Source organism: Thermostichus sp. MS-CIW-36 (assembly GCF_054059035.1).
The window spans coordinates 1-10,820 of the sequence record NZ_JBSSBR010000051.1 but is presented as its reverse complement, the minus strand read 5'-3'; the positions used below and the strand labels follow the sequence as shown (position 1 = coordinate 10,820).

At 57.4% G+C, this 10,820-nt stretch carries 11 protein-coding genes and 1 pseudogene; 7 read left to right on the top strand and 5 right to left on the bottom strand.

The window, feature by feature from the left end; all coding sequences use genetic code 11:
• Window positions 1-625: 625 nt before the first annotated feature.
• Window positions 626-871, bottom strand: a pseudogene (locus tag ACVWVQ_RS13985) (Mo-dependent nitrogenase C-terminal domain-containing protein); the annotation flags it as partial.
• Between the two features lie 722 nt (window positions 872-1,593).
• Here ACVWVQ_RS13985 and bchB point away from each other — a divergent pair.
• The 4 genes from bchB to coaD all read left to right on the top strand — a co-directional run bounded on the left by bchB (window position 1,594) and on the right by coaD (window position 5,084).
• Window positions 1,594-3,126: a ferredoxin:protochlorophyllide reductase (ATP-dependent) subunit B gene (bchB, locus tag ACVWVQ_RS13980; protein WP_457384576.1), complete on the top strand. Its 1,533-nt coding sequence runs from the start codon at window positions 1,594-1,596 to the stop codon at window positions 3,124-3,126.
• 56 nt (window positions 3,127-3,182) lie between these two features.
• Complete coding sequence (galE, locus tag ACVWVQ_RS13975; RefSeq protein ID WP_457509044.1) at window positions 3,183-4,187, top strand: UDP-glucose 4-epimerase GalE; 1,005 nt, start codon at window positions 3,183-3,185, stop codon at window positions 4,185-4,187.
• 61 nt (window positions 4,188-4,248) lie between these two features.
• Complete coding sequence (cutA, locus tag ACVWVQ_RS13970; RefSeq protein ID WP_414384006.1) at window positions 4,249-4,584, top strand: divalent-cation tolerance protein CutA; 336 nt, start codon at window positions 4,249-4,251, stop codon at window positions 4,582-4,584.
• Window positions 4,585-4,604: 20 nt separating this feature from the next.
• The gene (gene coaD, locus ACVWVQ_RS13965) at window positions 4,605-5,084 is read left to right on the top strand and encodes a pantetheine-phosphate adenylyltransferase (protein WP_414355759.1); all 480 of its coding nucleotides are present in this window, start codon (window positions 4,605-4,607) and stop codon (window positions 5,082-5,084) included.
• A gap of 29 nt (window positions 5,085-5,113) precedes the next feature.
• Here coaD and ACVWVQ_RS13960 read toward each other — a convergent pair whose 3' ends face one another.
• Window positions 5,114-5,473 carry a pentapeptide repeat-containing protein gene (locus tag ACVWVQ_RS13960; RefSeq protein WP_414350044.1) on the bottom strand — a complete coding sequence of 120 codons (360 nt, stop codon included), beginning with the start codon at window positions 5,471-5,473 and terminating at the stop codon, window positions 5,114-5,116.
• A 491-nt stretch (window positions 5,474-5,964) separates the two neighbouring features.
• On the opposite strand from ACVWVQ_RS13960, the gene ACVWVQ_RS13955 reads away from it, so the two are divergent.
• Complete coding sequence (locus ACVWVQ_RS13955) at window positions 5,965-7,077, top strand: ATP-dependent 6-phosphofructokinase (RefSeq protein ID WP_414344504.1); 1,113 nt, start codon at window positions 5,965-5,967, stop codon at window positions 7,075-7,077.
• On the opposite strand, the gene hpxZ is transcribed toward ACVWVQ_RS13955, so the two are convergent.
• A complete protein-coding gene (hpxZ, locus tag ACVWVQ_RS13950; RefSeq protein WP_414355751.1) occupies window positions 7,029-7,466 on the bottom strand; it encodes an oxalurate catabolism protein HpxZ in 438 nt (145 codons plus the stop codon). The genes ACVWVQ_RS13955 and hpxZ overlap by 49 nt on opposite strands.
• 149 nt (window positions 7,467-7,615) lie before the next feature.
• Window positions 7,616-8,632: an FHA domain-containing protein gene (locus ACVWVQ_RS13945; RefSeq protein ID WP_414355750.1), complete on the bottom strand. Its 1,017-nt coding sequence runs from the start codon at window positions 8,630-8,632 to the stop codon at window positions 7,616-7,618.
• Between the two features lie 184 nt (window positions 8,633-8,816).
• Here ACVWVQ_RS13945 and ACVWVQ_RS13940 point away from each other — a divergent pair, with 184 nt between their 5' ends.
• Together ACVWVQ_RS13940 and ACVWVQ_RS13935 are read left to right on the top strand one after the other, a co-directional pair.
• A complete protein-coding gene (locus ACVWVQ_RS13940) occupies window positions 8,817-9,302 on the top strand; it encodes a CGLD27 family protein (RefSeq protein WP_414390435.1) in 486 nt (161 codons plus the stop codon).
• Between the two features lie 33 nt (window positions 9,303-9,335).
• Entirely contained in the window at window positions 9,336-10,268 is a 933-nt protein-coding gene (locus ACVWVQ_RS13935) for a bifunctional riboflavin kinase/FAD synthetase (RefSeq protein ID WP_414355748.1), read from the top strand.
• A gap of 6 nt (window positions 10,269-10,274) precedes the next feature.
• On the opposite strand, the gene ACVWVQ_RS13930 is transcribed toward ACVWVQ_RS13935, so the two are convergent.
• The gene (locus ACVWVQ_RS13930) at window positions 10,275-10,733 is read right to left on the bottom strand and encodes a molybdenum cofactor biosynthesis protein MoaE (protein ID WP_041436693.1); all 459 of its coding nucleotides are present in this window, start codon (window positions 10,731-10,733) and stop codon (window positions 10,275-10,277) included.
• Window positions 10,734-10,820 lie beyond the last annotated feature (87 nt).

Sequence of the window (10,820 nt, the reverse complement as noted above, 5' to 3'; positions counted from 1 at the left end):
ACCTGGGGATGGAAGTGATGCACGAGCGGAATGCGCACAACTTCCCGCTGGATTTGGCGGCGGTGGAGGTAGCGCCTGCGGTGCGTGGCTGATGGTCTGACCTGACGGCTTGACAAAAGCAGACGATCCCCTGGCCAATGCTGGGGGATTTTCTTGTTGTTTCCCTGGCGGCAACAGTGAAGTTGCATCCATAGCCGTTTCAGTTTAGGGCGAGATGCCTGGGCTGCCAAGAAAGGCCCCACGATCAGGTGCATTCAAGGCCTTAGGTGTGGGTAGAGCAGGCAGGGTACACCGGCCAGGTAGTGGGGTTGGATGTGGGTCTGGCCAGCTTCTACACCGACAGCAATGGGCAAGTGGTGTCACATCCCCTCGCGACAGCGGGACGGAGTCCTTGGTTTCCGCTCAAACTAGGACACTGCACCCGCACCCAAAACGTTGAATTCATAGAGCCAGAAGGCTTCTCTCAATGGCCTGGGCGTCTCACCCTAACCTGAAGCGACTATAACTCAATTATCCAGACTCCATTATCTAGGCAGACATACCCCAGTTGCTTGAGGATTTGCAACTACTAAAATGTAGTTGCCCCAATCCTGATCCCCGCCAGAATTGACCGCGTTCCCCTATCCTACACATAACGGCTAATGTCTTCCCCCCGTTCTGCCAGAAACGACAAAGCCCGGAAGCGCAGCCCTACCACCTGGTCGTAGAAGGGGTTAAGTTTGCACATGGGCGGAATATGCATCACCTTGTGGCCAAACAACACCACATCTCGCTCGAAGGGACAGCGGGCCGGGATCCACCGGCAAAGGAAGTGGGCCAAGCGGGGATCGCGGATGCTGAAGTTATCGATAGCCGATTGGATGGGTCGCAATGGAGCCTGCAACCAGTCGCGCAGGTGAGTTGTAGGTTTGAAGTGCACGGAAGTCATGGAACCGGTCAGCTCCTGAGGAGCTCTGCGAGCACGTTGCCAAGAAATCGTTGTGGAACCCATAAGCTTTCACCTCACACCTTTACCTTTGAAGAAGGAGCAACCTTTGATCGATTACGGCGCATGAAATCGTCAATAATCGACAATTCTTATGCTTTGTGTCGAGTTTGTATTGAGGGAAACATCAGCCATCTCTCTTCCCTCTGTTAGTCTGCCTTCCTCAACAGAAAGCTTGCTTCTGTAAACAAGAATCTCTGCTCAACGTTGTAGAGCTACATGTTTTGTCTCCAAAAGTTAACATGTAACGAAAAATACAAAAACTCCTCTGCTCTTGCCTGCTAGCCGATTCACCTGTCACGATCCCTGAGGTTCCTCAGCTTGGGCTCTGGAGCCAGATGGGTATCCATCGCCCCTATTTCTAGGATGGAACAAGCCCTTTGGGCAGAGTAGAGGGATCCCCGTAATCACACTTGCCTTGGCAGGGTTGTTTTTCTTTTGATCGAGTTTGGCTTGGGAGCGTCTCGGTTGGGAGTTACGGAGGATAACAGCCAAGGGATGCCGGCTGCTGAGCGTTCTACAATGCCAGGAGAGATTCCCAGCGGGTGCACATCCGGCGGTGGGTTGGGATCCTTGATTTTGTCTCTGGCTTTCTTGAGAGGCTGCCCATGAAATTGGCCTATTGGATGTACGCTGGCCCTGCCCATATCGGCACGCTGCGGGTGGCCAGCTCCTTCAAAAACGTTCACAGCATCATGCACGCTCCTCTGGGAGACGACTATTTCAACGTGATGCGTTCCATGTTGGAGCGAGAGCGGGATTTTACTCCGGTAACCACCAGCGTCGTTGACCGGCAGGTGTTGGCGCGGGGATCCGACGAAAAGGTGATTCGCAACATCGTCCGCAAAGACGGCGAGGAGCACCCGGATTTGATCGTGGTCACCCCCACCTGCACTTCCAGCATTTTGCAGGAAGATCTGCATCACTTTGTCCGGCAGGCCCAGTTGGCCAGTCGCTGCGACGTAATGCTGGCAGATGTCAACCACTACCGGGTTAACGAATTGCAGGCAGCAGATCGCACCCTGCACCAGATTGTGGAGTTCTACATCACCAAAGCTCGCAAACAGGGGGAGCTGAACGACTCGCCCCAAAAGACGGAGCGTCCTTCCTGTAACATCCTTGGCATTTCCAGCCTGGGGTTTCACAATGCCCACGATCTGCGGGAGCTGAAGGCGCTGCTGCGAGATCTGGGGATCCAGCTCAACCTGGTGATCCCGCAAGGGGCCAGTGTCCACGATCTCAAACACCTGGGGCGGGCCTGGTTTAATGTGGTGCCCTATCGGGAGCTGGGGCTGATGACAGCTCGCTACTTGCAGGAGGAGTTTGGCACGCCTTCCATCGAGATCACCCCGATGGGGGTGGTGGAAACGGCCCGCTTCATCCGCCAGATCCAGAAGATCCTGAATGAGCAAGGGATCCCTGTCGATTATGAAGCCTACATCCAGGAGCAAACCCTGCACATTTCCCAAGCGGCCTGGTTTTCCCGCTCCATCGACTGCCAAAACCTAACCGGCAAAAAAGCGGTGGTCTTCGGGGATTCCACCCACGCGGCGGCCATCACCAAAATCCTGGCCCGCGAGATGGGGATCCACGTGGTGTGGGCGGGCAGCTATTGCACCTACGATGGGGAGTGGTTCCAGGCAGAGGTGGGAGGGTATTGCGATCAGATCTTGATGACGGAGGATCACACCCGCGTGGCGGATGCGATTGCCCAGGCGGAACCTGCTGCGATTTTCGGCACCCAGATGGAGCGGCATGTGGGCAAACGGCTGCGGATCCCTTGTGGGGTCATCTCGGCCCCCATCCACGTGCAGGATTTCCCTATCGGCTACCGGCCCTTTTTGGGCTACGAGGGCGCCAACCAAATTGTGGACTTGATCTACAACTCCTTTACCCTGGGCATGGAAGATCACCTGTTGGAGATCTTCGGTGGCCACGACACCAAGGAGGTGATTCACAAGAGCCTGAGCGCCGATTCCGACCTCATCTGGACGCGGGAAGCCCAGGCGGAGCTGAACAAGGTGCCCGGCTTTGTGCGCGGCAAGGTTAAACGCAACACCGAAAAATTTGCCCGCGAACGAGGCTTGACCGAGATCAGTGTGGAGGTCATGTACGCCGCCAAAGAAGCTTTTGGAGCTTGAAGGGATCCCGTTGACAACCTTTACCCTGGGTGGGATCTTCCATCTGACGTTTGCCTATGCGTCTCCTGGTTACCGGCGGGGCGGGCTACATCGGCAGCCACACCTGCAAAGCTCTGGCGGCCTCTGGCCATCTGCCCATCACTTACGACAACTTGGTTTACGGGCACCCCTGGGCAGTTCGCTGGGGGCCGTTGGAGATTGGGGATCTCGCCGACCGCCAGCGGCTTGATCAAGTCATCCAGCACTATCGCCCAGAAGGGGTGATCCACTTTGCTGCCTATGCCTATGTGGGCGAGTCGGTCAAGGATCCCGGCAAATACTACCGCAACAATGTGGCCGGATCCCTGAGTTTGTTGGAGGCCATGCGGGATCACGGGATCCCTTACATAGTGTTCTCCAGCACCTGTGCCACTTACGGGGTGCCAGAGCGGATTCCCATCCCCGAAAGTCATCCGCAACGTCCCATCAACCCCTACGGCCAGAGCAAGCTAATGGTGGAGCAGATCTTGCAAGATTTCCAGGTTGCCCACGGGATCCGATCCATTAGCCTGCGCTACTTCAATGCCGCCGGAGCCGATCCCGATGGCGAAATTGGGGAGGCCCACGACCCGGAAACCCACTTGATCCCCTTGGTGTTGGAGGTCGCCGGAGGCCAACGTCCCCACATCACGGTCTTTGGAGAGGACTACGATACCCCCGATGGCACCTGTATCCGAGACTACATCCATGTCACCGACCTGGCGCAAGCCCACGTGTTGGCAATAGAAGCGCTGGCCTCTGGCCGACCCGTACCAGCAGCCTACAACCTGGGCAATGGCCAAGGCTTTTCCGTCAAAGAGGTCATTGCCACCGCAGCAGCCGTGACCGGAAAGCGGATCCCGGTGCAAATGGGAGCACGTCGACCTGGGGATCCCCCGCGCTTGGTGGGCGATGCCGGTGCCATCTTTCGGGATCTCAACTGGAAACCTCTCTACACCGACCTGGCCGAGATCATTCAAACTGCCTGGCGCTGGCACCAGAAGCGGCCCTATTTCGGCAAATCTAGGCCCCCGTTGAGCTAGGAGCGTCTAACTTGGCGGGCGATAGGATAGGGAGGAACCGCTTGGTTAACCACTGCCCCGCATGGACGACAAGATCACACCCGATACCCTCGCGGTTGTCATGACCACGGTGGGATCCGAAACCGAGGCCCATCGCTTGGCTCATACCTTGGTGGCCGAACGTTATGTGGCCTGTGCCCAGGTCTTGCCCGGGATCACGTCCTACTATCGCTGGCAGGGATCCCTGCAGGCCGATGCCGAGTTCCTCATCCTGCTCAAATTGCCCGCAACTGCCTACCCCCGCCTGGAACAACGGCTGCGAGAGCTGCACCCCTACGCTGAGCCCGAGATCCTGGCTCTGGCAGCCACTCAAGTGAGCACAACCTATTTGGCTTGGGCCCGAGACCAGGTAGGGTGAGGAATAGCACGAGGTTGGCCATGATCGCCCTCTACCCCGGCAGCTTTGACCCCATTACCCTTGGACATCTCGATGTTATCGAGCGGGCCAGCCGTCTTTTTTCCAAGGTAATCGTCGCCGTCTTGAAAAACCCCAACAAAACCCCTCTGTTCAGCCCAGAGCAGCGGCAAGCCCAGATTAGCCTGTCCACAGCCCATCTCAAAAATGTTGAAGTTGATACGTTTTCAGGTCTGACGGTGGCCTATGCCCGCCAACGGGGGGCAAAGGTGATCGTGCGCGGCTTGCGAGTCTTGTCGGACTTCGATGTGGAGCTGCAAATGGCCCACACCAACAAGCTTTTGGCTCCCGAACTGGAAACCCTCTTTCTGGCCACCGCCAGCGAGCACAGTTTTGTCAGCAGCAGCCTGGTGAAGGAGGTCGCCAAGCTGGGCGGCCCCATCGATCATCTGGTGCCCGCTCCGGTGATTCGAGATTTGCGGGAGCGCTTTCCCCCGGCCTGAGGGCTCAGGGATCCCCTCTCCTTCCCCAATCAAAATTCAAAGGGCTGCATCCCTGCCGTCACCGGATCAAACCCCACCGGGAAGCAGGTGCTGTGATTGTAGAGGGATCCCCTCAAATTGGCCCCTTCCAAGCAGGCTCCCTCAAGGTCGGCATAGCGCAGGTCGGCACAGCGCAGGTCGGCCTTCGCCAGATTGCTGCCCCGCAGGTTGGCGTAGCGCAGGTTAGCCCCATGCAAATCGGATCCCTCGAGATTGGCCCCTCGCAGATCGACCCCCCTCAAAAAGGCATACTCCAAGCAGGACTGGGGAAAATGGCGCTCTCCCTGCCGGTAGCGGCTGAGCAACTCTGAGGCCCCTTGTAGAGCACACTGGGCAATGGTTTGAGTCATGGTACTGCTCCCAAATCAGACTGGATGCCTTATCTCTATCCTCATCCCTATCATCGGGTTGGCCGGGTTTTGATCATCCCTGCTTAACAAATGATTTCAGTTTTTGAGTGGATCGTTGCCCCCAAGTCTTTTTGATTGAAAAGATCTATCCTCAGAGATATCGAAGGCTTTCCCAATCGGCAGCTTGTGCGGCAATGTTTCTTAATCCTTTTTGTGAAGGATGCTTAACGGCTGGGCTTGATCGCCAACTCCAAGCCCCACCGGGAGCGCAAGCTGACCTGATCTTGCTGGGCTGTATGGATCCCTCAATTTCTTCTTTTTCAGCACTCCCCCAACCAGAAGGTGTTTCTCCAGAGCTGATTGAACCAAGATAATTGGGATAATGATCGACTGGATCACATCCGTAGTTTGCGATTGAGTAGGGATTCTCTGCAAGCGATATAGACCCTTATCTCTGTTCAGGATGTTCACCTTTCTTTAACTAGAGCTCTATGCCCAAACGTAAGCGAATCGGGATCCTCACCAGCGGCGGCGATTGTGGCGGCCTCAACGCCGTGATTCGAGCGGTGGTGCGGCGGGCCCGCGACTACGACATGGAAGTTTATGGCATCAAAGATGCGACGGCAGGACTGATGGCTCGACCGGTGGAGGCGGAGCTGCTGGATGTGAAGCGGGTTTCCGGCATTTTGCGCTACGGCGGCACCATCTTGGGTACCGTGAACAAAGGCAACCCCTTCGCCTACCCTATGCCCGATGGCAGCTTGGTGGATCGCTCGGCAGAGGTGATCACCGGCTACCACCGGCTTGGGTTGGATGCGCTGATCGGGGTGGGTGGGGATGGCAGCTTGGCCATTCTCCGGCAACTGGCCCTGCAGGGGGATTGGAACTTTGTCGGGATCCCCAAGACCATCGACAACGATGTCGGTGCCACCGAGTATTCGGTGGGGTTCAACACAGCTCTGAGCGTGGCTGTGGAAGCCCTAGATCAGCTCACCTACACGGCCATCAGCCACAGCCGAGTCATGGTCATGGAGGTGATGGGGCGGGATGCCGGTCACATTGCCATCAGCGCCGGCATTGCCGGGGGGGCGCATGTGATTTTGATCCCGGAAATTCCCTACAAGCTGGAGAATGTCTGCAAAAGAATCCGCGACCGCAAAGAGCGGGGCAATAACTTCAGCATCGTGGTGGTGGCGGAGGCAGTTCGCACCGAGTCGGGGGAGCCGGTGACCTACACCAACAGCCTGGGGCAGTCTCTCTACGGCGGCATTGGCCATTACATCGGCAATGAGATCGCCCTGCGCACCGGCATCGAAACCCGGGTTATGGTTTTGGGCCACCTGCAGCGGGGAGGTACGCCTTCTCCTCTGGATCGCCTGCTGGGAGCAGCCTTTGGGGTGGCTGCTGTGGACTTGATCGCCCAAGGCAAATACGACCGCATGGTGGCCTGGCAAAATCGGCGGGTGGTGGATGTGCCCCTGGCAGAGGCCATCTCCCAGTATCGGCGGGTGGAGGTGGATGGGGCTTTGATCGCCACAGCCATTGGCTTGAATACCTATGTGGGCGAGGTGGATCCGCAGCTTTTGCGCAGCATTTCCCCCTGATCTTCCGGCAAAAAGGACACGTGGGCAGAGACGATCTTCCAGCCGATATCGGGGAACCTGTACCACATCTGGCTTTGGCGGCCCAAGCGAGGGATCCCGTTCACCAGGCGGCGAAACTCTAGGGTGACCGAGCCGCAATCTTCCCCAAAGGTGACTACCTGCAAACGCAGCATCTCGCGGGCCAAATTCGTGGGAGGACGCCGTTGGCGAAAAGCCTTGATCTCGTCTCCCCCGTAGAGATTTTCCCCCACACCAAAGCGCACCACCTGGGGGCCATCCCAAAACAGGCGGTTCAGGGTGGGCACATCATTGCTCGTCAGGGCAGCTTCGTACTGATGGTAGAGTTCGGTTAGCTCTGCCACCACCTCGGGGCGATTGACCAGAGTCATGGGCCAGGCTCTTATGCAGTCGAAATGGGCCTTGCCATCTTATCGGCTCAAGGAGCAGCAGGAGGTTCTAAAAGAACAGCGGGATCCCCCACCTTGCTCTGTCAGACAGCAGACAGCGGCAAGACATCTCCGGGTAGTCGGATCCAAGTCTAGGGGCTGAGAACGGCTTGCAAAGACCGCACATCGCAGTAGTACACCTGATGGCGGTGGGCATACCCCTTCAGCTCCACAGCCTGATGGGAGAAGCAGGCGGCTGCCTGCCCCAGCTGTTTGGCCAAGCAGGTATAGGTGTCCTGGCTGACCGCCAGGTCGGCGTTGAGGGTGCGGGTAGCGCTCTCGATGCGAAAGGCCAAATTCACCGTATCTCCCAGAGCCGTATATTCTTGGCGGGTGTTGTTGCCCACCTGGCGCACGATTGCCGAGCCTGTGTTGACCCCTGCCCCCAGACGAATGGGAGAAGGCAGCGGAAACTCACCGTTCAGCTGCTCGGTCATTTGAAACAGCTTCGCTATGGCCTGCAAAACCGACTTCACATCGAGGTGAATTCCCGGCACTTCCGTGCCCAGAGAAGCAGTGTTGGCTTGGGGCACATGGAACCAAACGGCCATAATCGCATCGCCAATGTATTTATCGACAGTGCCCCCGTACTGCTGAATGATATCCCCACCCCGCCGGAACCAATCGCCCATCACCTGGGAAAGCAGGCGCTCGTCCAGTTGTTGAGTCAGTTGTCCGTAACCTCGCACATCCACCACCGCCACCGAGATCAGCCAGCGGGTTTGTAAAACCAGGGTGTCCGAAGGTTTGGCCGCAGGGCTGGGTTCCGAGCTGGCCAGGGATCCGCTGTGGAACTCCAGCTGGGATTGTCCAAGGGTGAGGTGATCCCCATCCTGCAGCAGGGTGGGAATGCTGACGCGGCGATTGTTGACAAACGAGCCGTTGCGGCTGCCCAGATCGATGAGATAGATGCTGTTGTTGTCGAGGTATTGCAGCAGGGCATGTTGGCGGGAAACGCTGGGATCGCTCAAGACGATGGCGTTGTCCTCATCACGGCCTAGGGTCCAAGCGGTCGCTCCCGAGAGAACGTGTTTTCTTTGGCTGCCATCCGGCTCTTTTAAGACTACATAGGGTGCGGCAGTGGCGGCAGATTCGCTCGTGACGCTCATGATGGGATAAGTTGTAGACGCGACCACACTTCAATAAATACGATACCCCGCTCCCCTTCGGTTGATCGGGAAGATGCCTGGGCTGGATTTCTAGGCTGTCTTCGTCGAGAGATGGAGGTCTGAGGATAGGCTTGGCGGGGGGCCAACCCGACCGATATCATTTTGTGTAGATACGTTAAGGTCTATGCTGGATCCCTTCCATCCCATTCCCGCTGAGCAACAGCCGCTCCGGCAATATGCAGAGCTGAGGGAAGCCTTTCCTTTTTCCTGGCCTGCTTTGGGGTGGATCCCTTACTTAAAACGAATCTTTGGGGTTTGGGGAGCTGTTGTGCTGGCGGTTTCCCCGCTGGTTTGGAGCAGCTTTGCCGGAGATTGGGGCCACTTTGTCTCTGGGTCGGTGCTGGGGGCCAATGTCTTGCTCGGCCTGGTGTTGCTCCATCTCTACTTGGGATGGGCTTATGTGCGGCGGCGCTTGGTACAAGCCCAGATTCCCTATGAAGAAAGTGGCTGGTACGATGGGGCGATGTATGCCAAGTCAGAAGAGGAGCTGGCTCAGCATCGGCTGATTGTCAGGTATCAGATTGATCCTGTGTTGCAGCGCCTGCGACGGAGCTTGTGGGGCGTAGTGGGCTTGAGTGGGTTGGTGGCCCTGCTGTGGCCTCTGGGGTAGGCAGTTGGTTGGCTGTTTTTAGGATCCCGGACAGTGCACATCACTTCTGATCTGGCTCAAACCTTGCGACCCACCGCTGTGGCCATCGGGAACTTCGATGGCTTGCATCTGGGCCATCAGAAGGTGCTGCAGCCGATTCGAGATTCTCTTCAGGGGGTACGTACTGTCCTCACCTTTCATCCCCATCCCCAGGAAGTCTTGACGAGGCGGCCTCAGCTGTTGCTCACTCCCCCTGCCGAAAAGCTGGATCTGTTGGCGCAAATGGGCTTTGAGCAGGTGGTACTGCTCCCCTTCACCCCTGCATTTGCCTGCCAGCCCCCCCAAGAGTTTATCCAAACGGTACTTGAACAGGGCCTGCGCGTTCGCCATCTCAGCGTCGGTTGGGATTTTTGCTTTGGTCACCGTCGCTCCGGCAACGCCCAAACGCTCCAGGCTTGGGGATCCGAGCGCTGCATTCCGGTGGAGGTGATCCCGGAGGCGAAACTGAACGGGGAACGGGTGAGCAGCTCTCGCATTCGAGCTGCCTTGGCGACTGGGGAGGTGTCCACCGCCGAAGCGCTCTTGGGTCGTCCTTACCGGCTAACGGGAGAAGTGGTGCAAGGGGATCAGCGGGGCCGACAACTGGGCTTTCCCACCGCCAACCTCCGCTTGCCTCCGGAGAAGTTTTTGCCCCGCGATGGGGTGTACAGCGTTTGGGTGGATGTGCCTGCTGCTGCGGCAGCTCTACCTGGGGTGATGAACATTGGCCATCGGCCCACGTTTGCCGGTTTACAGCACACCGTCGAGGTGCATCTATTGGATTGGACAGGAGATCTCTACGGGCAAGAGGTGCGGGTGGCGCTACGGGGCTTTATCCGCCCAGAGCGGAGATTTCCCACGGTGGCAGATTTGATTCAGCAAATTCAGCAAGATTGCCAAACAGCCCGCCAGCAATTGGGTTTGGCTGAGCAAGTGGGTATGGTGTAGGGGGATCTATGCCGAAGAGAGCTCGCAAGCGCCAAGGCTCACCCAGGCGCTGGTGCCATCTCGCCAGTATTCTTTTTTCCAGATGGGGGCGTTGTGCTTGAGGGTGTCGATGGCAAATTGGCAGGCAGCAAACCCTTCGGCCCGATGAGGGGTGCCCACCGCCACCAAGACGCTGATCTCGCCAATGCGCAGCTTGCCGATGCGGTGGTGGATGACCACACTGTTGGCATCTGGCCAGCGCTGCTGAATTTGTCGGGCAATATCGGCGAAGACCTTCAGAGCCATGGGCTCGTAGGCTTGGTATTCCAGGTAATCGACAGGGCGGCCATTGGTGTTGTCTCGAACAGTGCCGCTCATCACCACCACGGCCCCATTGCCCGGATGGTAGGCCTCTTGGTGGACACGGTCGATGGACAGGGGAGCCAGGGTAATCTGGAAGGAAGTCTTCAGGACGGTCAGGAGCATGACTCTAGTCAATAATAAGCTCAACTATACTGAAAATAATGTATAATATGTTCAGTACGGATTACTACCAGTTGATCTTTCTGTTTA

What these genes read in the sequence shown, in the direction of transcription:
- hpxZ (WP_414355751.1), bottom strand. Translation starts at nt 7,466, where the DNA reads ATGACTCTGGTCAATCGCCCCGAGGTGGTGGCAGAGCTAACCGAACTC.
- ACVWVQ_RS13955 (WP_414344504.1), top strand. Translation starts at nt 5,965, where the DNA reads ATGCCCAAACGTAAGCGAATCGGGATCCTCACCAGCGGCGGCGATTGT.
- galE (WP_457509044.1), top strand. Translation starts at nt 3,183, where the DNA reads ATGCGTCTCCTGGTTACCGGCGGGGCGGGCTACATCGGCAGCCACACC.
- ACVWVQ_RS13930 (WP_041436693.1), bottom strand. Translation starts at nt 10,733, where the DNA reads ATGCTCCTGACCGTCCTGAAGACTTCCTTCCAGATTACCCTGGCTCCC.
- coaD (WP_414355759.1), top strand. Translation starts at nt 4,605, where the DNA reads ATGATCGCCCTCTACCCCGGCAGCTTTGACCCCATTACCCTTGGACAT.
- ACVWVQ_RS13945 (WP_414355750.1), bottom strand. Translation starts at nt 8,632, where the DNA reads ATGAGCGTCACGAGCGAATCTGCCGCCACTGCCGCACCCTATGTAGTC.
- ACVWVQ_RS13960 (WP_414350044.1), bottom strand. Translation starts at nt 5,473, where the DNA reads ATGACTCAAACCATTGCCCAGTGTGCTCTACAAGGGGCCTCAGAGTTG.
- cutA (WP_414384006.1), top strand. Translation starts at nt 4,249, where the DNA reads ATGGACGACAAGATCACACCCGATACCCTCGCGGTTGTCATGACCACG.
- bchB (WP_457384576.1), top strand. Translation starts at nt 1,594, where the DNA reads ATGAAATTGGCCTATTGGATGTACGCTGGCCCTGCCCATATCGGCACG.
- ACVWVQ_RS13940 (WP_414390435.1), top strand. Translation starts at nt 8,817, where the DNA reads ATGCTGGATCCCTTCCATCCCATTCCCGCTGAGCAACAGCCGCTCCGG.